The following is a 21,745-nucleotide window of genomic DNA, read 5'->3' as shown; positions in this document are numbered from 1 at the left end:
CAATCGTCAATCGGCGTTCCGCGGCGCCTGCGGGCGCCCCGCCGCATACCGCAGCAGGGCCGCGTACTGCACGAAGGCCGACTCGGCCATCGGCGCGGCGTGCTGCGCGCCCTGCGTGAAGTGGCACCCGAGGCTGCGGGCCAGCGCGAGGTCGCGGTCGCCGTCAACGCCCTTCACGAGCAGCGTCGCGTGCTGTTCGCGCGCCATGGCGATCACGCTCGCCAGGATGTGGCGGGCATGCGGGTTCTCGCGCGCCTGTGCCAGTTGGCGCGCGTCGATCTGGAGCTCGCTGAACGGCACCTTGAACCAGCGGCTCAGGGTCGAGTCGCCCTGGCCGAAACGGTCGATGGCGCAGTGGAACCCGCGCAGCCGCAGGTGCGCGACCGCGCCGGCCAGCACCTCGTTGCAGCGCGCGCCGCCGTCTTCGGCGATCTCCAGCACGAGCTGGTCGGCGCCGATGCCGGCGCGCTCGGCCTGCTCGGCCACACCCTGTGCCCAGGACACCGAGGCGGCCACCGACGCGGGCACGCGCACGCCCAGGCGCAGGCCGTGGTCCTTGTGCATGTAGCCGAGCAATTCGAAAGCGCACTCGAGCATGCGCTGCACCAGCGCCTCGTGCAGGCCGGCCTGCGCGATGGCCGGCAGGAAGTCGGCCGCGGGCAGCCAGGTGTCGTCGGGCCGGTACCAGCCCGGTTGCAGTTCGGCGCCGCGCAGCACGCCGGTGCGCGCGCAATGCCGGGGCTGGAAGTGGGCGGCGATCTGGCGCGTGGCCAGCGCCTCGCGCAGGACCGCTTCCGTGAAGGCCAGTGCGCCGTTCGCAGGCGGGGCGCTCCCGCGCCGCAGCCCGGCCCGGTGGCGCCGTTCGCGCGCCATGGCTTGCGCCGCCGAGGCCATCGTGACCATGGTGCGCGGCTTGGCGATGGCCGAAAGCACACGCGCGCCACGGGCCCGGGCATAGTCTTGCGCGGCCTGCAGGATGCGCGGCGGCTGGGCGCTCATGAGCACCAGCGCGGCGGGGCTGCCGGCCTCGACCACGGCATCGATCATCTGCAGGCCCGTGACTTCGGGCGTGTCGATGTCCACCACCAGCAGGTCGTGGCGCCGGTGCTGTACTGCCTCGACAAAGCCATGGCCGCTGCGCGTCACGTCCACGCGGGGAATGCCGGCGTGGCGCATGAAGGTGGCCAGCGCGAGGCCGGTGCGTTCGACCTGGTCGATCACGAGTGCGTGTCTGATCATGGCGAGCCTTGGAGGGGGAAGAGGATGTTCTGCATCTTCCCGGGGGCGGCAAAAATCCCCCATCGGCCCAGTCCGAAACTCACGGCCAATTCCGTAGGACTTCGGCTGCCCCCTGTTGCCACGCAGCAACTGTTGCCTATCCTGAGCAAGGCCGCGTCTGGCGGTACGATGCGCGGAATCGAATCGACCGACATTCCACCCCACTTCGCCTGCCGCAAAGGAGCCTCGATGGCCGGACCTTCCCCCACCTTGACGCGCGGCACCACCTCGCTGGACAAGACCCTGAAAAAGAGCGAACAGGTGGCCGCCGATGTGCAGCGCGCCTCGGACAACCTCGCCGTCGTGAGCACCGTGCTGGAACAGGAACTGCCGGACGAGGTCCAGGTCGGCGAGGTGGCGCAGGCCATCGAGCACACCAGCCAGCTCGAGGAAAAACTCGCCCAGTCGGCCGAGAAACTGGCCGAAGTGAATGCGGCGCTGAGCGAGGAAATCGAGAAGCGCCTCGAAGTGACCGCCGAGCGCGACGAGAGCCAGGCGCTGGCCGAGCAGCTCAAGGCGCGCATCCGCACCCAGGCGACATCGGACAAGCGCTGATCGCCGTTGTTTCCGCACGGTTTGCGTGCGTCGTTCTCCCTTCTCCTACGCGGAGACCGCTTGCGCCACGCTACGCTATTGGTTCACACATCAAAACCGCGGCATGGCCCTCATCACGTTCCTCGTCGAGGACAACAAGACCATCAGGGACAACCTGGTCCCAGCCCTCGAGGACCTCGTCAACGGCCATGTCGTCGGCTATGCCGAAACCGAATCGGGCGCCCTCGCCTGGCTCGCCGCACACCCCGATGCCTGGCAATTGCTCATCGTTGACCTGTTCCTCAAGGAAGGCTCCGGCCTCGGTGTGCTGTCGGGCTGCCGCGAACGCGGCCCGCACCAGCGCGTCGTGGTGCTGAGCAACTACGTCACCCCCGACATCCGCACGCGCTGCCAGGCTCTGGGCGCCGACGCGGTGTTCGACAAGTCGCGCGACCTGGACGCCTTCATCGAGTACTGCAACGCGGACCGCCCCTCGGGCCTGGCCGCGCTCTGAAGGCAGCCCCGCGCAACGGCTGCGCACCCCTGAATGAAAAAAGGGCCCGAGGGCCCTTTTGTCATGGAACGACCCGGTGAAGGGTCGTTGGCTGCAATGCGATCAGCGCACCACGGCGATCTGCGTGCGCACGCCACCCTTGTAGGTGAAGAGCGTCAGGGCGCCGTTCTTGATGTCGCCCTTTTCGTCGAAGGCGATCGGGCCGGTCACGCCCTTGTATTGCACCTTGCCGACTTCAGCCAGGTACTTTTCCGGGTCGGACGAGCCAGCCTTGGCCATGGCTTCGGCCAGCACGTTGACCGCGTCGTACACGTACGGTGCGTAGATCTGCACTTCGACGCCGTTCTTGGTCTTGAACTTGGCCTTGAAGTCTTCCAGCGGCTGCTTGAAGTCGCCGTCGACACCGCCGGCTTCGGCGCAGACCACCATGTCTTCACCGATGGCATCGCCTGCCAGCTTCGGCAGTTCGCCGGTGCACAGGCCGTCGCCGCCCATGAACTTGACGTTCAGGCCGAGCTGCTTGACCTGCTTGAGCATCGGGCCGCCCACGGCGTCCATGCCGCCGAAGAACAGCACGTCGGGCTTGGCAGCCTTCAGCTTGGTCAGGATGGCGTTGAAGTCGGTCGACTTGTCGGTCGTGAACTCGTGGCCCACGATGGTCGCGCCTGCCGCCTTGGCAGCCTTTTCGAACTCTTCGGCAACGCCCTGGCCGTAGGCCGTGCGGTCGTCGATCACGGCAATGTTCTTGCCCTTGAGCGTTTCGACGGCGTACTTGCCGAGCGTGCCGCCCAGCTGCGTGTCGTCAGCCACCACGCGGAACGTGGTCTTGAAGCCCTGGCGGGTGTACTTGGGGTTGGTGGCCGACGGCGAGACCTGCGGAATGCCGGCGTCGCTGTACAGCTTGGAAGCGGGGATCGTGGTGCCCGAGTTCAGGTGACCGACGATGCCGTTGACCTTTTCATCGACCAGCTTCTGGGCGACTGCCGTGCCTTGCTTCGGATCGCCAGCGTCGTCTTCGGGAACCAGCACGAACTTGGCAACCTTGTCGCCAATCTTGAAGCCCTTTGCATTCAGGTCTTCGATGGCCATCTTGGCACCGAGCTCGTTGTCCTTGCCGAGGTGGGCAATGGGACCGCTGGTCGGGCCGACGTGGCCGATCTTGACGACCAGGGCATCAGCCGGAGGCGCAGCAGGGGCCGGAGCCGCAGCCGTGGGTGCCGGTGCCGCCGGAGCAGCAGCTTCTTCCTTCTTGCCGCAAGCCACGAGCGTGAGTGCAGCCAGTGCGACCGCAGTCCATTTCAATTGCATGAGAACCTCCAGAACTTGGATGAAAAGATATAAAAACCGGTCGTTCGATCCGGGCGTTCAGACCTCGCAAGTTTCGCGCCGCAGACCAGCGGCACCCTCACGCCATTCCGACCTGCGGCGCAGTTTAGCCGAGGATTTATGCGCCGGAAGTTGGCGTAGACCCTGTGTTTTCCCCTGTGTTTTCACAGAGTTCAGCGGCCATGGATTCGATGACGAGCGCGCGCAGCACGGCCTCGATTTCGCCGCGCAGACGCGGCACCATTTCGTCGAGCTGATGCTGAACGGCAGCTGACACGGCGTCGCTCAATCGCTCCTCCAGCGACAGGTCGACGCGCTGCAGCACGCGGTGCAGCAATTGCTCTTCGAGGCTGACGATTTCGGCCGGCGTGAGCGACACCGACGGCGGCAACGCCACGGCGCTCGCAGGGTCCGGCGGCGGGGGCTGCGACACCGGCGCACCCGTGGGTCGCACCGTCTCGGCGACCGGCACGGGCTCGGCCGGGATCTCGAGCACGGTCGTCAGCGTCGGGACGAACCGGGGTGGCGTGCGCAGCGTGCTGGCCATCAGGAAGCGCTCCTTGCGAAATCGTGCGGCTGGATCGTGTAGCCCCGGTCGGCGTAGTGGCGCCAGCGGGTGCGGCCGACCTGCCGGTCGTTGGCCTCGTCGCTCACGATGTCGATCATGCGTTCGAAGCGTTCGAAGCCGGCCGGCACCTCCAGGCCCAGGTTGACCAGCATCTCGCGGTGCGGCAGCGAGGCCGCGTCCGAACCTTCGGCGCACAGGATCACGGGCGAGCGCGCCACCACATGGGCCGGCGCATCGGCGCGGCAGTGCGCGACGAAGTCGACCGGCGAGAGCTGCCAGAGCGCGGCATCGACCGTGTCGAGCGCGCGCGCATCGCCCACCACCACCACGCGCAGGCCGCGTGTGTTCACGGCCTTGCGAACCAGCCGGCAAGCGTAGGTGAGCTTGTCGGGCGCGTTGTAGTGAAAGCCGATGTCGGTCACTGCGCGGACCGGGCCTTTCGGGCCGGCTTGGCCGGGGCCTTGGGCGACGCGGCCTTCTTCACAGGCTTGGCAGCCTTGCCGGCCTTCGGCGCGGCGGCCGCGGCGTTGCTGCTGCCCGCGCGGTTCGTCAGGTACGACACCAGCAGGCCGACGGGCCGGCCGGTCGAGCCCTTGGCCGCCCCGCTCTTCCAGGCCGTGCCTGCGATGTCCAGGTGCGCCCAGGCGTAGTCGGCCGTGAAGCGCTGCAGGAACTTGGCCGCGGTGATCGCACCGCCGGCACGCCCGGCGATGTTGGCCACGTCGGCGAAGTTGCTCTTGAGGCCTTCGGCGTAGTCGTCGTCCAGCGGCAGGCGCCAGCAGCGGTCCTGCGAGGCCTCGCCGGCCGATTCGAGCGCGGAGGCCAGCGACTCGTCGCTGGCGAACAGGCCACTTCGCACGCCGCCCAGAGCCACCACGCAGGCGCCTGTGAGCGTCGCGATGTCGATGACGGCGGCGGGGTCGAAGCGCTTGGCATACGTGAGCGCGTCGCACAGGATCAGCCGGCCTTCGGCGTCGGTGTTCAGGATCTCGATGGTCTGCCCGCTCATGCTGGTGACCACGTCGCCGGGCTTGACGGCCTTGCCGTCGTTCATGTTCTCGCACGAAGGGATCAGGCCGACCACGTTGATCGCCGGCTGGATCGCACCGAGTGCGCGGAAGGTGCCGAGCACGCTGGCGGCACCGCACATGTCGAACTTCATCTCGTCCATCTCGGCCGCGGGCTTGAGCGAGACGCCGCCGGTGTCGAAGGTGATGCCCTTGCCGACGAGCACCACGGGTGCTTCGTCTTTCGCGCCGCCCTGGTAGCGCAGCACGATGAAGCGCAGCGGTTCGGCCGAGCCCTGGGCCACGGCGGCGAACGCGCCCATGCCGAGCTTCTCGACTTCCTTCGGGCCCAGCACTTCGCACTTGATGCGCGGCAGCTTCGCCAGCCCCTTGGCGGCTTCGGCCAGCAGCGTGGGCGTGGCGTGGTTGGCGGGACGGTTGCCCCATTCCTTGGCCAGCTCGATGCCGGCGACCGTGGCGCGGGCGTCGTCGAAAGCCTTGGTGACGGCGGGGCTGGCGGCCTCGGCCACGCCCAGCGTCAGGTGGCGGATGCTGCGCGGCTCGGCCTTCGACTTGGTCGTGGTGTAGACATAGCTGGCATCGGCCGCGGCCGTGACGGCGGCAGCCACCGCGGCGGCGTCGGCTGGCTGCGCGAAGACGATCACGACGCGCTTGGGGCCATTGGCCTTGGCGGTGGCAACCGCCGCACTCACGGCGCTGCGCACCGAAGCGGCCTTGCCGTCGCCGATGGCGGCCAGCAGCACGCGCGAGGGCACCACGGTCTCGGGGCGGTACAGCGCGAGCAGCTTGCCGGCCTTGTCGGGCAGGTCGCCGGCCTTGCGGGCGCTGGCGGCGAGCACGGAAACGGGGTCTTTGGCGGTGGGGAGAGCGCTGCCGACGAGCACGATGAGGAGGTCGGATTTCTCGGCGGCGGCCTGGGCGACGGTGAGGGTCTTGAGTTGAAAGTCCATAATCCTTTTTTTCCTCGAACGATGTTATTCCATTCTTCCCTACGCAAGGAGCTGTCGCGCAGCTTCGGAGCGACCCTCGTCGTCCTGGTCACCATCGTGATGACCATGATGCTCATCCGTACGCTCGGGCTGGCGTCCAAGGGCAGCGTGAACCCGCAGGAGGTCTTCCTCGTGATGGCGTACACGGTGCTCGGCTACATGCCGACCATCCTGAGCCTGAGCCTGTTCATCGCCATCGTCGGCACGCTCTCGCGCATGTACCGCGACAGCGAAATGGTGATCTGGTTCTCCAGCGGGCGCGGCCTGGCCGATTTCGTCCAGCCGCTGTTCCGCTTCGCCTGGCCGGTGCTGCTGCTCATCGCGGCCATGGCGCTGGTGGGCTGGCCCTGGGCCAACTCGCAGACCATCGGCATGCGCCAGCAGTACGAGCAGCGCAGCGACATCGAGCGCGTCACGCCGGGTGAATTCCGCGAGTCCTCGGGCCGGCTGCGCGTGTTCTTCATCGACAAGGACACGCCCGACGGCGCCACCGCCACCAATGTGTTCATCTGGGCCGTCGAGCGCGGCCTGCAGATCACCACCTCGGCGCGCAGCGGCCGCATCGAGGACATCGACAACCACCGCTTCCTGCTGCTGAGCAACGGCCAGCGCCTGGAGCGCCCGTTGTTCACGGAATCGGGCCTGAAGATCAGCGAGTTCAAGACCTACGGCACGCGCGCCGGCGGCAGCTCGAACGCCACCGGCGACAGCACGCCCACGCGCGCGCGCTCCACGCTCTCGCTGCTGCGCGACCGCAGCGATGCCAGCCTGGGCGAGCTGGGCTGGCGCTTCGGCATGCTCTTGGCCGCCATCAACTTCGTGCTGCTGGCGCTGACGGTGTCGAGCGTCAACCCGCGCGTGGGGCGCAGCGGCAACCTGGTGTTTGCGCTGTTCGCCTTCGTCGTCTACTACAACCTGCTGAACCTGGGCCAGAGCTGGATCAGCTCGGGCCGCTACGGCATGGGCTCCTTCATGCTGCTGCTGCACGGCGGCGTGTTCCTGTTCGCCACGGCCTGGCTCACGCTGCGCAACAACAACTGGTCGGCGCGCCGCCAGGCCCGCGCCAGCGCCGCCACGGCCGGCGCCCTGCCGGCCGTACCGCCTTCCCGGATCGACCCGACCTCGTGAAAACCATCCGCCGACTGATCTACGTCGAGGCACTGAAGGCTGTGGCCTTCGTGACGCTCGGCTTTCTGAGCCTGTTCTTCTTCTTCGACTTCGTCGACGAGCTGCAGTCCGTGGGCAAGCCCGAAAGCCTGGCCTATGGCCCGGTGCAGGCGCTGATCTACGTGCTGCTGCTGGTGCCCAGCCACCTGTACGAACTGCTGCCGATCACGGTGCTGATCGGCTGCATCTTCGTGATGGCGCGGCTGGCGCAAAGCTCCGAATACACCATCCTGCGCACCAGCGGCCTGGGCCCGTGGCGTGCGCTGCGCACGCTGCTGCTGCTGGGGCTGGGCTTCGTGGTGCTCACCTTTGCCATCGGCGACTACATCGCGCCGCTGTCGGGACGCACCGGCCAGCTGCTCAAGTCGCGCTACCAGGGCACCTACTCGCTGGTGGGCAACACCGGCGCCTGGCTGAAGGAAAAGCGCGGCGACACGTCGTATGCGGTCAATGTGCTGTCGATTTCGCGCGACGGCTCGCTGCAGAACACGCGCATCTTCGAGTTCGACGGCAACGGCTACGTGAGCAAGCAGCTCATGGCCAAGTCGGCCCGCATCCTCGACGAGAAGTGGGTGCTCTCCGAGGTCGAGCAGCAGGACTACGAAACCCGCAGCGCCGACAAGGCCCGCATCACGACCACCCATGTCGAGAAGATGGACTGGCCCACCTCGCTCACCGCCGAAATGGTCTCGGTCGCGCTGCTGCGGCCCGACCGCATGAGCACCATCGACCTGTTCGACTACATCCGGCACCTGAACGCCAACGGCCAGACCGCGCAGCGCTACGAAATCGAGTTCTGGCGCAAAGTGTTCTACCCGCTGTCGTGCCTGGTGATGGTCGTGCTCGCCCTGCCCTTCGCCTACCTGCACTTCCGCCAGGCCGGCATCACGACCTACGTGTTCGGCGGCGTGATGATCGGCATCAGCTTCTTCCTGCTGAACAACGTGTTCGGCTACCTCGGCAACCTGAGCAACTGGTCGCCCTGGCTCACGGCGGCGGCCCCGGGGCTGATCTATTCGGTGCTGTCTCTCACAGCCTTCAGCTGGCTGGTCCTGAGGCGATGACCACGCAGGTGCCGGGCACGGTGCTGCTCGCGCACGGCTCGCGCGACGCGCGCTGGCGCGAGCCCATCGAGGCGGTGGCCGCCCGCATGCGCGAAGATGACCCCACGGTGCGGGTCAGTTGCGCCTACATGGAACTGGCCGCGCCCGACCTGCCCACGGCCGCTGCCGCGCTGATCGCCGACGGCGCCACCGCGGTGCATGTGGTGCCGCTCTTCCTGGGCATGGGCAAACACGCCCGCGAAGACCTGCCGCTGCAACTCGACGCCCTGCGCCAGCGCTGGCCCGCCGTGACGTTCTCGCTGGCCCCGATCGTGGGCGAATCGCCCGAACTGGTCGCTTTGCTGGCCCGGATTGCCATCAAATCCTGAAGTCCCGGTCATTTTTATAGACTTCAAAGGCATAATGAATTCCGCAATAAGACGGAATTTGATATGAATCTGCACCAGTTCAAGTTTGTTCAGGAAGCCGTGCGGCGCAACCTGAACCTCACCGAGGCGGCCAAGGCGCTCCACACCTCGCAGCCCGGCGTCTCCAAGGCGATCATCGAACTCGAGGAAGAGCTCGGCGTCGAGATCTTCGCCCGCCACGGCAAGCGCCTGAAGCGCATCACCGAACCCGGCCAGCACGTCATCGCCAGCATCGAACTCATCATGCGCGAGGTCGGTAACCTCAAGCGCATCGGCGAACAGTTCAGCGCACAGGACAGCGGCACCCTTTCCATCGCCACCACCCACACGCAGGCGCGCTACGTGCTGCCGGTGCCCGTGGCCAACCTGCGCGAGGCCTACCCGAAGGTCAACGTGAGCCTGCACCAGGGCTCGCCCGACCAGGTGGCGCGCATGGTGATCGACGAGATCGCCGAGATCGGCATCGCCACCGAATCGCTCGACGGCTATGCCGAGCTGGTCACGCTGCCCTGCTACGAGTGGCAGCACGTGCTGGTGCTGCCCAAGGACCATCCGCTGGCGGCCAAGGAGCGCGTGTCGCTCGAAGACCTCGCGAGCGAGCCGATCATCACGTACCACCCGTCGTTCACCGGCCGTACGCGCATCGACCACGCCTTCGCCCAGAAGAAGCTCACGCCGCGCATCGCGCTCGAGGCCATCGACTCCGACGTGATCAAGACCTACGTGCGCCTGGGCCTGGGCGTCGGCATCGTGGCCGAGATGGCCGTGCGCGACGAGTCGAACGCCGACCTCGTGGTGCGCCCGATGGGCCATGTGTTCGGCCAGAACATCGCGCGCGTCGCCTTCAAGCGCAGCGCCTACCTGCGCAACTTCGTCTTCAAGTTCGCCGAGCTGCTCTCCGACCGCCTCGACCGCAACCTGATCGCGAAGGCCCTGAGCGGCCATCAACAAGACTACGAACTCTGATCCTTTGCATCTTTCCCCGCGACGACCGACCATGAGCACCGCCACCCCTTCGTCTTCTCCCCGCACGCCCGAGATCACCACCAAGCTGCCGGCTGTCGGCACCACCATCTTCACCGTGATGTCCACGCTCGCGGCCGAGAAGAATGCCGTGAACCTCGGCCAGGGCTTCCCCGATTTCCACTGCGATCCGAAGCTGCTCGAAGACGTGACCGCCGCCATGGCGGCCGGCCACAACCAGTACCCGCCGATGCCGGGCATTCCGTCGCTGCGCGACGCCATCGCCGCCAAGATCGAGGCGCTCTACGGCCGCAACTACAGCGCCGCGACCGAGATCACGGTCACGGCCGGTGCCACGCAGGCCATCATCACGGCCATCCTGGCCATCGTGCGCCCCGGCGACGAAGTGATCGTGCTGGAGCCCTGCTACGACAGCTACGTGCCCAACATCGACCTGGCCGGCGGCAAGGTCGTGCGCGTGCCGCTCGTGCCCGGCACCTTCCGCCCCGACTTCGACAAGATCGCCGCCGCGCTCACGCCGAAGACGCGCGCGATCATCATCAACACGCCGCACAACCCGAGCGCCACGGTCTGGACCGAGGCCGAGATGCGCCAGCTCGAAGACCTGCTCGCGCCCACCGACGTGTTCGTGATCAGCGACGAGGTCTACGAGCACATGGTGTTCGACGACGCGCGCCATGAAAGCGTGGCGCGCTTCCCCGGCCTGGCGGCGCGCAGCTTCATCGTCAGCAGCTTCGGCAAGACCTACCACGTCACCGGCTGGAAGGTCGGCTTCGTGGCTGCGCCCGCGCCGCTGATGGCCGAGTTCCGCAAGGTGCACCAGTTCAACGTGTTCACCGTGAACACGCCGATGCAGCACGCGCTGGCGCAGTACATGGCGCGGCCCGAGCCCTACCTGGAGCTGCCGGCCTTCTATCAGCGCAAGCGCGACCTGTTCGCGGCCGGCCTGGCCGAGAAGACCCGCTTCAAGCTGCTGCGCAGCGAAGGCAGCTACTTCCAGTGCGTGGACATCTCGGCCGTGAGCGACCTGTCGGAGGCCGACTTCTGCCTCTGGCTCACGCGCGAGATCGGCGTGGCGGCGATCCCGCTGTCGGCCTTCTACGGCGACGGCTTCGACCAGCGCGTGGTGCGCTTCTGCTTCGCCAAGAAGGACGAGACGCTGCTCGCCGCGCTCGACCGCCTCGCGAAGCTCTGACGCCGGCGGCCACGCTCCGGGTGCAGCGATGACGATGAACCGGCCGCGCTGGATCCTGCTGACCCTGGCCCTGTCGTTCCTCGTGGTGGGCATCGCCGACGCGTTCCTGCCGCCGCTGCGCGGCAAGGACTACACCGCGCTGGACGTGGCGCACGTGTTCCTCATCTCGGCGCTGTGCTACACGTGGTGCCGGGCCGACGGCCTCGCGCGCGGCGTGCCCGCGCCTGGTCGCTCGGCGCTGCTCGCGGGCATCTTTCCGCTGCTGGGCATTCCGGTCTATCTCTTTCGCACGCGCCCCTGGCGACGGGCCTTGCTGGCCACGCTGGGGGCCGCGGCCTTCCTGGTGTCGAGCCTCGTTCTGGCCGCGGTGGGCACCCTGTCGGTCGAGTGGATGCGCAACTGAAAGCCGTCCGAATGAACCCCACCCGCCTCATCACGCGCATCTTCACGCTCGTCGGCGCGCTCATGCTCGTCGGCGGCTGGCTGCTCTACCAGAACACCACGAAATTCATCGCATCGGCCGGCAAGGCGCAGGGCGAGGTGATCGCGCTGCAGTCCGCGGGAAGTTCGAGCCGCAGCAATTCGCCGACGTGGCGCCCGCTGGTGCGCTTCACCCTGCCCTCGGGCGCGATCGTCGAGTTCTCGCCGTCGAGCAGCAGCAACCCGCCGGCCTACGACAAGGGCGAAGTCGTGGGCGTGTTCTTCAACCCCGCGAACCCGCAGGACGCCCGGCTCGACGGCTTCTTCGACCTGTGGGGCGGCGCCGCCATCGTCGGTGGGCTGGGCGCCATCTTCCTGGCGGTGGGCGTGGCCATGCACTTCCTGCTGGCAGGCGCACCGGTAAAGCGCCGACGCCCACGGTAGGACAGCCCTGACCGCGTCAGGGGCGGCTCTCCGGCGCTCGTGGCGCCCCGGGACGATGAGCATGGAGGCTCGTGACAACAACGTCCCAGGAGAAAAAACATGTCCCTCTCGTTCATTCTGCTGATCGTCCTGATCCTGCTGCTGATCGGCGCGCTGCCGAGCTGGGGTTACAGCCGGTCCTGGGGCTACGGGCCCAGCGGCGGCCTCGGGCTCGTGGTGCTGATCCTGGTGATCCTCGTGCTCATGGGCCGCATATAGCGCCCGCGCCATCACAAAAAAAGCCCGCGTCGCCGCGGGCTTTTTTTTTACGCCTGAAGCTGCGCCCAGGCCTTGTCCAGCCGCTTCACGCTCACCGGCTGCGGCGTGCGCAGCTCCTGCGCGAAGAAGCTCACGCGCAGCTCCTCGAGCAGCCAGCGGAACTCGAGCATGCGCTCGTCCACCACGCCCTTGCGCTCGGCCACGAGGCGCCAGTAGCGCTGCTCCTGCGGCTTCAGCTCGGCCAGCTTGGCCGTGTCGCGCGCGGGGTCGGCGCGCAGCTTGTCCAGGCGCAGCACGATGGCCTTGAGGTAGCGCGCGAAGTGCTGCAACTGCGTCCACGGCGCGTCGGCGATGAAGCGCTTGCCCACGAGCTTCTGCAGCTGCTGCGCCGCGTCCTGCACCGCCTCGGGCTGGACCTTCGTGTCCTTGATCTTGCGTGCGGCGGCTGCGTACTCCACGAGGATGACGCCTGCGAGCCGCGCCACTTCGTTGGCGATCAGCGTGAGCCGCCCGCGCCCTTCTTCGAGCCGCTTCTTGAAGGCGAACTCGTCGGTGGGCAGCGGCTCCTGCAGGAATGCGCGGTCGATCGCCACGTCGATGATCTGCGTGCGCAGCTCTTCCGACGTGCCCAGTGGCATGTAGGCAACCGACATCTTCTGCAGGTCGGGGATGTTCTTCTCGAGGTACTTGAGCGCGTCCTTCAGCTGCAGCGCGAACAGGCGGCGCAGGCCGGCGCGGTGCTTGGCGGCGGCCACGGCGGGCTCGTCGAACACCTCGATGGTCACGGCATCGCCTTCGTCGCGCAGCGCCGGGAAGCCGATGAGCGACTGCGAACCGCGCCGCACTTCCATCAGCTCGGGCAGCTCGCCGAAGGTCCAGCTCGTGTAGCGCTGGCCGGCGGGCAGCGTGGGGGCGGCCTTCTCGGGCGCGGCGCTCTTCGCCGGGGCCTGGCCCCCGTTCGCAGGCGCGGCCTTGGGCGCCGGCGACGCCTTCACGTTGAGCCCCGCGAGCGCCTGGAACGCGCCGCGCGCCTGCGCGCCCAGCTCCGCCTTCAGCGCGCCGAGGTTGCGGCCCATGCCCAGCTGGCGGCCGTGCTCGTCGACGATGCGCAGGTTCATGAACAGGTGCGGCGCCAGCATGTCGAGCTTGAAGTCGGCGCGCTTCACGTCGATGCTGGTCAGGTCGCGCACGCGCTTGAGCAGCACGTCGGTGAGCGAGCCAGTGCCGAACAGTTCGGGCGCCGACAGCTCCTCCGCCAGCTTGGTGGCCGACTCGGGCAGCGGCACCAGCCGCGAGCGCGGGCGCTGCGGCAGGCTCTTGAGCAGCGCCTGGATCTTGTCCTTGAGCATGCCGGTCACCAGCCACTCGCAGCGCTCTTCGTTCACCTGGTTGAGCACGAACAGCGGCACGCTGACCGTGAGGCCGTCCTTCGCATCGCCCGGCTCGTGCAGGTAGTTCGCGGCGCAATCGACGCCGCCCAGGCGCAGCGTGGGCGGGAACGACTGCGTCGTGATGCCGGCCGCCTGGTGGCGCATGAGCTCGTCGCGCGTGAGGTACAGCAGGCGCGGCTGGTCTTTCGAGGCATGGCGGTACCAGTTCTCGAAGGTGATGCCGCTGGCCACGTCGGGTGGCAGCTGCGCGTCGTAGAAGGCGAAGATCAGTTCGTCGTCGACCAGCACGTCCTGCCGGCGCGCCTTGTGCTCCAGGCCTTCGACCTCGCGCACCAGCTTGCGGTTGGCCGTGAGGAACGGGAACTTGCTTTCCCACTGACCTCCGACCAGCGCTTCGCGGATGAAGATCTCGCGCGCCGACACCGGATCGACCTTGGTGAAATCGACGCGCCGCCCGCTGTAGACCACGAGGCCGTACAGCGTCGCGCGCTCCAGCGCAGAGACCTGCGCGCCCTTCTTCTCCCAGTGCGGATCGAGCAGCTGTTTCTTCAGCAGATGCTCCGCCACCTGCTCGAGCCACTGCGGCTCGATGTTGGCGATGCCGCGCCCGAACAGGCGCGTGGTCTCGACCAGTTCAGCCGCGACGATCCAGCGCCCCGGCTTCTTCTTCAGGTGCGCGCCGGGGTGCTTGTAGAACTTGATGCCGCGCGCGCCGAGGTAGGCCTCGTCGTCCTCGAGCTTCCAGCCCACGTTGCCCAGCAGGCCCGCGAGCATCGACAGGTGCAGCGGCTCGTAGCCGGCCGGCGTGGCGTTGATGCGCCACTTGTGCTCGGTGACCACCGTGAGCAGCTGCGAATGGATGTCGCGCCATTCGCGCACGCGGCGGATGTTGATGAAGTTCTGGCGCAGCAGCTGCTCGTACTGGCGGTTGCTGAGCTTGTGCGTGTCGCCGTGGCCGCCGCGCGCATCGGCGATCCACTTCCACAGCCGCAGGTAGCCGCTGAACTCGCTCTTCTCGTCGTCGAATTTCGAATGCGCCTGGTCGGCCTGCTGCTGCGCGTCCATCGGCCGGTCGCGCACGTCCTGCACGCTGAGCGCGGAGGCGATGATGAGCACTTCTTCGAGCGCGCCGCGAGTGCGGGCTTCGAGAATCATGCGGCCCACGCGCGGATCGAGCGGCAGCTTGGCCAGCTCGGCGCCGGTGGCCGTGAGCTCGTTGGCGTCGTCGACCGCGCCCAGCTCGTTCAGCAACTGGTAGCCGTCGGCAATGGCGCGCGGCGATGGCGCTTCGAGGAACGGGAAACGCGCCACGTCGCCCAGTCGCAGCGACTTCATGCGCAGGATCACGCCCGCGAGCGACGAACGCAAGATTTCCGGATCGGTGAAGCGCGAGCGGCCCGCAAAGTCCTTCTCGTCGTACAGGCGGATGCAGATGCCGTTCGCCACACGACCGCATCGGCCGGCGCGCTGGTTGGCCGCCGCCTGGCTGATCGGCTCGACCAGCAACTGCTCGACCTTGCTGCGGAAGCTGTAGCGCTTCACGCGCGCCGTGCCGGTGTCGATCACGTAGCGGATGCCCGGCACGGTGAGCGAGGTCTCGGCCACGTTGGTGGCCAGCACGATGCGACGGCCGTGGTGGCTTTCGAAGATGCGGTCCTGCTCGGGGCCCGAGAGCCGCGCGAACAGCGGCAGCACCTCGGCATTGCGGAACAGCGGCTGGTGGCTGACGTGGCGGCGCAGGTGGTCGGCCGCCTCGCGGATTTCGCGCTCGCCGGGCAGGAAGATCAGGATGTCGCCTGCGTTGTGCGGGTCGCGCCAGAGTTCGTCGACCGCGTCGGCAATGGCGTCGTTCAGGTCGTGCTCGCGCGACTCCTCGAACGGGCGGTAGCGCTGCTCGACCGGGAAGGTGCGGCCCGACACCATGATCGTCGGCGCGGGGCCTTTGGCCGAGGCGAAGTGCTGCGCGAAGCGGTCGGCATCGATGGTGGCCGAGGTGACGATCACCTTCAGGTCGGGCCGGCGCGGAAGAATTTCGCGCAGGTAGCCCAAGAGGAAGTCGATGTTCAGCGAGCGCTCGTGGGCCTCGTCGATGATGAGCGTGTCGTAGGCCTTGAGCAGCGGATCGGTCTGCGTCTCGGCCAGCAGGATGCCGTCGGTCATCAGCTTGACCGAGGCGTCGCGGCTCAGCCGGTCTTGAAAACGCACCTTGAAGCCGACCACGTCGCCCAGCGGCGTCTTCAATTCTTCGGCGATGCGCTTGGCGACCGAGCTGGCGGCAATGCGTCGCGGCTGCGTGTGGCCGATGAGGCGGCCCTTGCCGGGTTCGGCATTGAGCTTGCCGCGCCCGAGCGCCAGCGCGATCTTCGGCAACTGCGTGGTCTTGCCCGAGCCCGTTTCGCCGCAGACGATCACGACCTGGTGCGCCGCAATGGCGGCCATGATCTCCTCGCGCCGGCCGGAGACCGGGAGCGATTCGGGAAACTCGATGCGCAGGGGGGCGGGAGGTGTGAGGGTCGTCAAGGCAAGGCAGTCGTCGGTCGTTGCGCGCGGCGGCAGGCGGGCAAACCGCCAATTATCGCGGGGCCCCGGCGCTGTTGCATGGCATCCACAGCGAGGCCGCATGCAGCAGGTGGCGCAGAAAATTTCGTAAAGACTCTTTACTCTACCGCATGCTGCCGCTACGATCGCGGCCATGACCTCCTTCCTTGCCCCCCTTTCGATGCGCATCCGCTGCGCAAGCCGCGTCCTTGCACGCGGCGGGGTCAAGGCGACCCGCCCGGCCTGACGAAGCCCGCGCGCCGGCTTCAGCTTCCTTCGCGGAACTGAACGCCCTGTGCTCGCGCTTCACGGACTGAAGCGCGCCAGCCTGACCCGCACAGCGCCTGCACCACCGCCCCCCCCGCATCTCGCGTGGAGAAGCGGCCGCATTCCTGTTTCCGTGTCCCGAATCATTCGAAGAAAAAAGAACCTCATGTCGCATCCAGACATTTCCCGTGACCTGCACACCACGCTGGCCGAGCGCACGCGCCACCTGCAGGCCATTGCCCATTCGCTGAAGGCCGAGCTGTTCGGCATCGACGAGATCATCGATCGCGTGATCGATTCGCTGCGCGCCTGGTACGTGCTGCCGCAGCTCATCAGCCGCCCGGTCGTCATCTGCCTGTGGGGCCTGACCGGCACCGGCAAGACACAGCTCGTGCGGCGCCTGGCGCAGCACCTGGGCTTCTACGACCGCTTCATCGAAGTGCAGATGGACGGCTTCAGCCACGGCTCGGGCCACCGCACTGCCGGCTCGATCTCGGCCATGCTGGCCGAGTCGGGCATCGCCGAGGGCGCGCCCGGCATCCTCGTGCTCGACGAGTTCCAGCGTTTTCGCACCGTGGACGCCAGCGGCAAGGAAGCGCGCGTGGAGCGCTACCAGGACGTGTGGGCGCTGCTCTCGGACGGCCGCCTGCCGCCGTCGCTGTCGGTGCTCAGCGAGATCGAGTCGTCGCTGGCCTGGGCCGAGTACGACCAGGACCGCCGCACCGATGACGACGATGAAGACGAAGAGGACGACGGCGCCAAGGCTGGCAAGACCAAGCGCAAGCGCCGCCTGCAGCTCTCGCCCTGGGAAGCGCAGGAGTTCAAGCGCTGCCTGAAGCTGCGCGAGTCGCTGCTCGACATCATGACCTGGAAGCCCGACGAAATCCAGGCGCGGCTGCGTGCCTTCCGCGCCTCGCAGGACAACTGGGAAACCGACTATTCGAAGCTGCTGGTCTTCGTCTCGGGCAACCTCGACGAGATGTACGCCGAAACCGCCAAGCGGGTGGAAGACTGCGACACCGACGCCGACATCTTCCACGCGCTGACGAAGAAGCTCTCGCTCATCGATGTGAAGAAGGCGCTGGCCGAACGCTTCAAGCCCGAGCAGGTCGCGCGGCTGGGCAACAACCACGTGATCTACCCGTCGTTCAGCCGCGCCACCTACGTGCGCCTGATCCTGTCGATCTGCGACCGCTACGTGAGCGAGATCCAGGAAAGCTCGGGCGTGCGCTTCGTGCTCGACGCGAGCGTGTACGAGCAGATCTACGCCAACGCCGTGTTCCCGGCGCAGGGCACGCGCCCGCTGTTCTCGTCGATCCACGCGATCCTGAGCGCGACGCTGGTCAACGCTGCGCTGTGGGCGCTCGAACAGGGCGCGCACGGCAGCGAGCCCGTGTGGCTGATGCTCGACCCCGGCGAGGTCACGCCCGGCGGCCCGCGCCTGGTCGCGCGCTTCCGGCTGGCACGGCGCGAGTTCCCGGTGGCGCTGGAGCTGAACCGGCTCAAGCAGCGCGCCAACGCCGACTTCCGTGCGCTGCTCGCGGTGCACGAGGCCGGCCACGGCCTGGTGTACGCCCTGCTCTTCGGCCGCGCGCCACAAGAGATCCGCATCAACGTCGCCTCGTTCGAGGGCGGCTACAACAGTTACGTGAAGCGCAAGGCCTGGTCCAAGCGCAACCTACTCGACAGCGTGTGCGTGAGCCTGGCGGGTCGCGCGGCCGAGCGGCTGGTGTTCGGCGAATCGGGCTGCACCACCGGCGCCGAGCGCGACCTGGCGCAGGCCACGGCCACGGCGGCGCGCCACGTGCGCCACCTGGGCTTCGGCACCCGCTGGAGCCGCACCGACGTGACGACCGATTCGAACGACAACCTCAACACCGACGTGGCCGCCACCAACCGCGAGATCGAGGCCATCCTGGCGCGCGAACACACCCGCGCGCTGGGCCTGCTCGAAGCGCACGCGAGCGCCTTCATGGCGGTGGTCGATGCGCTGATGGCGCACGGTTCGATCGCGCCGGACGAGCTCGCCGCTCTGCTCGGCCTGCCGCTGACACCGGCCGCGCCGGCGGGTGCGGCCGAGGCGACGGTGGAGCCGCTGGACGCCTACGCCGACCAGCTCGAGGCCTTCAAGGCCCGCGGCACGCCCGCCGCGGCCGGGGCCGGCCGGCTGCTGCGCGCCCTGGCATGACGCGCTGCACCAAAACCTTGCCAAGAATGCACAATCACGCCCCATGTCCACCGTCTTCAATTTCACCTTCGTGCCGTGGTTCCGCTCGGTCGCGCCCTACATCCACACGCACCGCGGCAAGACCTTCGTGGTCGCGCTCGCGGGTGAGGCCATCGCGGCGGGCAAGCTGCAGAACATCGCGCAAGACCTGGCCCTGATCCAGAGCATGGGCGTCAAGATCGTGCTGGTGCACGGCTTCCGCCCGCAGGTCAACGAGCAGCTGGCGGCCAAGGGCCACGAGGCGAAGTACTCGCACGGCATCCGCATCACCGACGCCGTGGCGCTCGACTCGGCGCAGGAGGCCGCGGGCCAGCTGCGCTACGAGATCGAGGCCGCCTTCAGCCAGGGCCTGCCCAACACGCCCATGGCCGGCTCGACGGTGCGCGTGATCTCGGGCAACTTCATCACCGCGCGCCCCGTGGGCGTGGTCGACGGGGTGGACTTCAAGCATTCGGGCCTGGTGCGCAAGGTGGACGCGGCCGGCATCCGCCGCACGCTCGACTTCGGCGCGATGGTGCTGATGTCGCCCTTCGGCTTCTCGCCGACCGGCGAGGCCTTCAACCTGACGATGGAAGAAGTGGCGACCAGCGTGGCCATCTCGATCCAGGCCGACAAGCTGATCTTCCTGACCGAAGTGCCGGGCATCCGCGTGGACAGCGAACTGCCCGAGAGCGAGGACAACCCGATCGACACCGAGCTGCCGCTGGCCGCTGCCGAAAAGCTGCTGGCCTCGCTGCCGCCCGCGCAGAAGCCGACCGACACCGCCTTCTACCTGCAGCACTGCGTGAAGGCCTGCAAGGGCGGCGTGGAGCGCAACCACATCCTGCCGTTCGCGCTCGACGGTTCGCTGCTGCTCGAGATCTACGTGCACGACGGCGTGGGCACCATGGTCATCGACGAGAAGCTCGAGAGCCTGCGCGAAGCCACGGTGGACGACATCGGCGGCATCCTGCAGCTCATCGAGCCCTTCGAGCGCGACGGCACGCTGGTCAAGCGCGACCGCACCGAGATCGAGCGCGACGTGGGCCACTACACGGTCATCGAGCACGACGGCGTGATCTTTGGCTGTGCGGCGCTGTACCCGTACCCCGAGGCGAAAACGGCCGAGATGGCCGCGCTCACGGTGTCGCCGCAATCGCAGTCGCAGGGCGACGGCGAACGCATCCTCAAGCGCATCGAGCACCGCGCCAAGGCCATGGGCCTGGAGAGCATCTTCGTGCTCACCACGGTCACGATGCACTGGTTCCTCAAGCGCGGCTTCCAGCAGGTCAACCCCGACTGGCTGCCCGAGGCGCGCAAGCGCAAGTACAACTGGGACCGCAAGAGCCAGGTGCTGGTCAAGAAGATCTGAAGAAGAAACCCATCCGAAGAAAGACGCCCCGATGACGCTCGCCACCGCCCTGCTGTTCGCCATCGTGGCCTTCGCGGCCATCGCCACGCCCGGCCCCACGGTGCTGCTGGCGCTGAGCAACGGTTCGCGCCACGGCGTGCGACGGGCGCTGCCGGGCATGCTCGGCGCGGTGCTGTCCGACTTCGTGCTGGTCGGCGCCGTGGCGCTCGGCCTGGGCGCGCTGCTGGCGGCTTCGGAGTTCTGGTTCTCGATGCTCAAGTGGGTGGGCGCGGTCTACCTGGCCTGGCTCGGGCTGCGCATGCTGCGCTCCCAGGGCGGCTTCCAGCTGCCGAGCGCGGACGCCGCGGCCACCGTCACGGCGGTCGAAAGCCGGCGCATCTTCTTCAAGTCCTTCCTCGTGGCGGTGACCAACCCCAAGGGCTACATCTTCTGCTCGGCGCTGCTGCCGCAGTTCATCGACCCGGCCGCCGCGCAGGCGCCGCAGTACCTGATCATTGCGCTGATCTTCGCGGGGCTGGACATGGCGGTGATGCTGGCCTACGCCTTCGTCGGCGCCCGCGCCATCCGGCTGCTCACGGTGTCGGCCACGCGCTGGATCGACCGCGCCTGCGGCGGCATGCTGCTGGCGCTGGCGGGCTCGCTCGCCTTCTACCGGCGCAGCGCGGCCACCGCCGTCTGACCATCCCGCCCCCTCGACCGCTGTCCTCAGGCAGCGGCGCTCCTCCCCACGATGTTTTTCCGGCAAGCCGACATCCCGCGGCCTGCCCGTGCTGTTTTTTCAACGGAGGAAATGAAAGAATGAAGAACTACCAGGCCCTGCTGGGTGCCACCCTCGTCGCCGTCTCGGCGCTCGTCGCGGGCTGCGGCGACAAGGCGGACAAGACCGCCCCGCCCGCTCCCGCCGAAGCCAAGCCCGCCGCCCAGGCCGGCAACGACCAGCAGCAGCTCGTCGAGAAGTACAACCTCTACGTCGATGTCTCGAACAACCTGCGCACCTCGTTCCAGGAAGCCCGCGAAAGCTACGTGACCGGCCAAGTGCCGCTGCTGCAGGCCAAGGCGCCGCTCACCAGCCTGCGCATCCAGAACGACATCCTGGTCGACCGCTCGGCGAAGAAGCTCGATGCCGCCGCCGCCATCGCCGCGCCCCTGCCTGAGATCGACGAATCGGCCAAGGCCTTCTCGGCCGCGCTCAAGGTGCTGTCGCCCCTGAGCCGCGAGCTGAACGACTACGCCAATTCCAAGGGCTACCTCGCCGACAACGGCGACAAGGCACGCCAGATGAGCGCCGACTACCTGGCCGCGCTCACCACCGTCGCGCAGGCCGAAGCGGCCTTCGACAAGGGCCTGAGCGCCCGCGACCGGGCGCTCACCAGGGAAGCCTTCGAGAAGGCGCCCAAGGACACCGCCGCCTACTACCGCGCCGGCCTGATCTACCACGGCAAGCTCAACCACGCCGACGCCATGGCGCTGTTCGCCGCGCCCAACGACCCGCAGGCGCTGGCCGCCTTCGAGGCCTCGCTGGCGCTGGTGGCCGACTCGGCCGCAGGCTGGAGCAAGAAAACCAGCGAGCAGTCGACCCAGAACGGCAAGAGCTGCAGCGGCGGCATGCTGCAGATCAACGAGTTCATCGGCCAGTCGCGCTCGGTGATCAAGGACGCCAAAGACGGCGTGTTCAAGCGCAAGGAAACCGGTGCGATGGCCCGCATGGGCCGCTCGGCCATCGTCGACGCGGCCAACCGCTACAACCAGAACTTCGCCAACATGATCGGCCAGTTCAACCGCCCGCTTTGCTGAG

At 67.9% G+C, this 21,745-nt stretch carries 20 protein-coding genes; 14 read left to right on the top strand and 6 right to left on the bottom strand.

The window, feature by feature from the left end; genetic code table 11:
- Positions 1 to 6: 6 nt before the first annotated feature.
- Positions 7 to 1,239, bottom strand: coding sequence for an EAL domain-containing response regulator (locus tag AC1RLW_RS03620; protein WP_493192232.1), 1,233 nt, complete (start codon positions 1,237 to 1,239; stop codon positions 7 to 9).
- A gap of 228 nt (positions 1,240 to 1,467) precedes the next feature.
- Between AC1RLW_RS03620 and AC1RLW_RS03615 the strand changes: the two genes are divergently transcribed.
- Both AC1RLW_RS03615 and AC1RLW_RS03610 read left to right on the top strand, forming a co-directional pair.
- Positions 1,468 to 1,833: a hypothetical protein gene (locus AC1RLW_RS03615; RefSeq protein ID WP_070060782.1), complete on the top strand. Its 366-nt coding sequence runs from the start codon at positions 1,468 to 1,470 to the stop codon at positions 1,831 to 1,833.
- A gap of 103 nt (positions 1,834 to 1,936) precedes the next feature.
- On the top strand, positions 1,937 to 2,326 hold the full coding sequence (locus AC1RLW_RS03610; RefSeq protein WP_062470237.1) for a response regulator: 390 nt from the start codon (positions 1,937 to 1,939) through the stop codon (positions 2,324 to 2,326).
- Positions 2,327 to 2,428: 102 nt separating this feature from the next.
- Here AC1RLW_RS03610 and AC1RLW_RS03605 read toward each other — a convergent pair whose 3' ends face one another.
- The 4 genes from AC1RLW_RS03605 to AC1RLW_RS03590 all read right to left on the bottom strand — a co-directional run bounded on the left by AC1RLW_RS03605 (position 2,429) and on the right by AC1RLW_RS03590 (position 6,198).
- Positions 2,429 to 3,634: a branched-chain amino acid ABC transporter substrate-binding protein gene (locus AC1RLW_RS03605; protein ID WP_062470234.1), complete on the bottom strand. Its 1,206-nt coding sequence runs from the start codon at positions 3,632 to 3,634 to the stop codon at positions 2,429 to 2,431.
- Between the two features lie 136 nt (positions 3,635 to 3,770).
- On the bottom strand, positions 3,771 to 4,199 hold the full coding sequence (locus AC1RLW_RS03600; protein ID WP_139701649.1) for a hypothetical protein: 429 nt from the start codon (positions 4,197 to 4,199) through the stop codon (positions 3,771 to 3,773).
- Positions 4,199 to 4,642 (bottom strand): DNA polymerase III subunit chi, encoded by a 444-nt coding sequence (locus AC1RLW_RS03595; protein WP_095948627.1) that lies wholly within the window; start codon positions 4,640 to 4,642, stop codon positions 4,199 to 4,201. Before AC1RLW_RS03595 ends, AC1RLW_RS03600 begins: the two co-directional genes overlap by 1 nt.
- Positions 4,639 to 6,198, bottom strand: a complete 1,560-nt coding sequence (locus tag AC1RLW_RS03590) for a leucyl aminopeptidase (RefSeq protein WP_493192231.1) — start codon at positions 6,196 to 6,198, stop codon at positions 4,639 to 4,641. Before AC1RLW_RS03590 ends, AC1RLW_RS03595 begins: the two co-directional genes overlap by 4 nt.
- 21 nt (positions 6,199 to 6,219) lie before the next feature.
- Here AC1RLW_RS03590 and lptF point away from each other — a divergent pair, with 21 nt between their 5' ends.
- From lptF to AC1RLW_RS03550, 8 genes are all read left to right on the top strand, one after another.
- Positions 6,220 to 7,365, top strand: coding sequence for an LPS export ABC transporter permease LptF (lptF, locus tag AC1RLW_RS03585; protein WP_062470224.1), 1,146 nt, complete (start codon positions 6,220 to 6,222; stop codon positions 7,363 to 7,365).
- Positions 7,362 to 8,468 carry an LPS export ABC transporter permease LptG gene (gene lptG, locus AC1RLW_RS03580; protein ID WP_307692882.1) on the top strand — a complete coding sequence of 369 codons (1,107 nt, stop codon included), beginning with the start codon at positions 7,362 to 7,364 and terminating at the stop codon, positions 8,466 to 8,468. Before lptF ends, lptG begins: the two co-directional genes overlap by 4 nt.
- Positions 8,465 to 8,836, top strand: coding sequence for a sirohydrochlorin chelatase (locus AC1RLW_RS03575; RefSeq protein ID WP_493192230.1), 372 nt, complete (start codon positions 8,465 to 8,467; stop codon positions 8,834 to 8,836). Before lptG ends, AC1RLW_RS03575 begins: the two co-directional genes overlap by 4 nt.
- A 63-nt stretch (positions 8,837 to 8,899) precedes the next feature.
- The gene (locus AC1RLW_RS03570) at positions 8,900 to 9,841 is read left to right on the top strand and encodes a CysB family HTH-type transcriptional regulator (protein WP_062470216.1); all 942 of its coding nucleotides are present in this window, start codon (positions 8,900 to 8,902) and stop codon (positions 9,839 to 9,841) included.
- A gap of 31 nt (positions 9,842 to 9,872) precedes the next feature.
- Positions 9,873 to 11,054: a pyridoxal phosphate-dependent aminotransferase gene (locus tag AC1RLW_RS03565; protein ID WP_307692884.1), complete on the top strand. Its 1,182-nt coding sequence runs from the start codon at positions 9,873 to 9,875 to the stop codon at positions 11,052 to 11,054.
- 28 nt (positions 11,055 to 11,082) lie between these two features.
- Positions 11,083 to 11,457 carry a rard protein gene (locus AC1RLW_RS03560; protein WP_493192229.1) on the top strand — a complete coding sequence of 125 codons (375 nt, stop codon included), beginning with the start codon at positions 11,083 to 11,085 and terminating at the stop codon, positions 11,455 to 11,457.
- Positions 11,458 to 11,468: 11 nt separating this feature from the next.
- Positions 11,469 to 11,918 carry a DUF3592 domain-containing protein gene (locus AC1RLW_RS03555; RefSeq protein WP_159276854.1) on the top strand — a complete coding sequence of 150 codons (450 nt, stop codon included), beginning with the start codon at positions 11,469 to 11,471 and terminating at the stop codon, positions 11,916 to 11,918.
- A 99-nt stretch (positions 11,919 to 12,017) separates the two neighbouring features.
- Positions 12,018 to 12,176 (top strand): DUF3309 family protein, encoded by a 159-nt coding sequence (locus tag AC1RLW_RS03550; RefSeq protein WP_070060790.1) that lies wholly within the window; start codon positions 12,018 to 12,020, stop codon positions 12,174 to 12,176.
- Positions 12,177 to 12,223: 47 nt separating this feature from the next.
- Here the strand turns inward: AC1RLW_RS03550 and hrpA are convergent, their stop codons facing one another.
- On the bottom strand, positions 12,224 to 16,189 hold the full coding sequence (gene hrpA, locus AC1RLW_RS03545; protein ID WP_493192228.1) for an ATP-dependent RNA helicase HrpA: 3,966 nt from the start codon (positions 16,187 to 16,189) through the stop codon (positions 12,224 to 12,226).
- A gap of 349 nt (positions 16,190 to 16,538) precedes the next feature.
- Here hrpA and AC1RLW_RS03540 point away from each other — a divergent pair, with 349 nt between their 5' ends.
- The 4 genes from AC1RLW_RS03540 to AC1RLW_RS03525 all read left to right on the top strand — a co-directional run bounded on the left by AC1RLW_RS03540 (position 16,539) and on the right by AC1RLW_RS03525 (position 21,744).
- Complete coding sequence (locus tag AC1RLW_RS03540) at positions 16,539 to 18,560, top strand: AAA family ATPase (protein WP_493192227.1); 2,022 nt, start codon at positions 16,539 to 16,541, stop codon at positions 18,558 to 18,560.
- A 43-nt stretch (positions 18,561 to 18,603) separates the two neighbouring features.
- A complete protein-coding gene (gene argA, locus AC1RLW_RS03535) occupies positions 18,604 to 19,950 on the top strand; it encodes an amino-acid N-acetyltransferase (protein WP_062470199.1) in 1,347 nt (448 codons plus the stop codon).
- A gap of 31 nt (positions 19,951 to 19,981) precedes the next feature.
- Positions 19,982 to 20,629: a LysE family translocator gene (locus AC1RLW_RS03530; RefSeq protein ID WP_095745417.1), complete on the top strand. Its 648-nt coding sequence runs from the start codon at positions 19,982 to 19,984 to the stop codon at positions 20,627 to 20,629.
- A 119-nt stretch (positions 20,630 to 20,748) separates the two neighbouring features.
- The gene (locus tag AC1RLW_RS03525; RefSeq protein ID WP_493192226.1) at positions 20,749 to 21,744 is read left to right on the top strand and encodes a DUF3829 domain-containing protein; all 996 of its coding nucleotides are present in this window, start codon (positions 20,749 to 20,751) and stop codon (positions 21,742 to 21,744) included.
- The last annotated feature ends 1 nt before the right edge of the window (position 21,745 follow it).

The sequence above is a fragment of the Variovorax sp. GW822-FHT04A09 genome (assembly GCF_058801005.1).
This window is presented reverse-complemented; position numbering and strand designations above follow the sequence as displayed.

Coding starts and splice junctions, on each gene's coding strand:
- AC1RLW_RS03620 (WP_493192232.1), bottom strand. CDS start 1,239: ATGATCAGACACGCACTCGTGATCGACCAGGTCGAACGCACCGGCCTC.
- AC1RLW_RS03615 (WP_070060782.1), top strand. CDS start 1,468: ATGGCCGGACCTTCCCCCACCTTGACGCGCGGCACCACCTCGCTGGAC.
- AC1RLW_RS03610 (WP_062470237.1), top strand. CDS start 1,937: ATGGCCCTCATCACGTTCCTCGTCGAGGACAACAAGACCATCAGGGAC.
- AC1RLW_RS03605 (WP_062470234.1), bottom strand. CDS start 3,634: ATGCAATTGAAATGGACTGCGGTCGCACTGGCTGCACTCACGCTCGTG.
- AC1RLW_RS03600 (WP_139701649.1), bottom strand. CDS start 4,199: ATGGCCAGCACGCTGCGCACGCCACCCCGGTTCGTCCCGACGCTGACG.
- AC1RLW_RS03590 (WP_493192231.1), bottom strand. CDS start 6,198: ATGGACTTTCAACTCAAGACCCTCACCGTCGCCCAGGCCGCCGCCGAG.
- lptF (WP_062470224.1), top strand. CDS start 6,220: ATGTTATTCCATTCTTCCCTACGCAAGGAGCTGTCGCGCAGCTTCGGA.
- AC1RLW_RS03575 (WP_493192230.1), top strand. CDS start 8,465: ATGACCACGCAGGTGCCGGGCACGGTGCTGCTCGCGCACGGCTCGCGC.
- AC1RLW_RS03570 (WP_062470216.1), top strand. CDS start 8,900: ATGAATCTGCACCAGTTCAAGTTTGTTCAGGAAGCCGTGCGGCGCAAC.
- AC1RLW_RS03565 (WP_307692884.1), top strand. CDS start 9,873: ATGAGCACCGCCACCCCTTCGTCTTCTCCCCGCACGCCCGAGATCACC.
- AC1RLW_RS03560 (WP_493192229.1), top strand. CDS start 11,083: ATGACGATGAACCGGCCGCGCTGGATCCTGCTGACCCTGGCCCTGTCG.
- AC1RLW_RS03555 (WP_159276854.1), top strand. CDS start 11,469: ATGAACCCCACCCGCCTCATCACGCGCATCTTCACGCTCGTCGGCGCG.
- AC1RLW_RS03550 (WP_070060790.1), top strand. CDS start 12,018: ATGTCCCTCTCGTTCATTCTGCTGATCGTCCTGATCCTGCTGCTGATC.
- hrpA (WP_493192228.1), bottom strand. CDS start 16,189: ATGCGGCCTCGCTGTGGATGCCATGCAACAGCGCCGGGGCCCCGCGAT.
- AC1RLW_RS03540 (WP_493192227.1), top strand. CDS start 16,539: ATGTCGCATCCAGACATTTCCCGTGACCTGCACACCACGCTGGCCGAG.
- argA (WP_062470199.1), top strand. CDS start 18,604: ATGTCCACCGTCTTCAATTTCACCTTCGTGCCGTGGTTCCGCTCGGTC.
- AC1RLW_RS03530 (WP_095745417.1), top strand. CDS start 19,982: ATGACGCTCGCCACCGCCCTGCTGTTCGCCATCGTGGCCTTCGCGGCC.
- AC1RLW_RS03525 (WP_493192226.1), top strand. CDS start 20,749: ATGAAGAACTACCAGGCCCTGCTGGGTGCCACCCTCGTCGCCGTCTCG.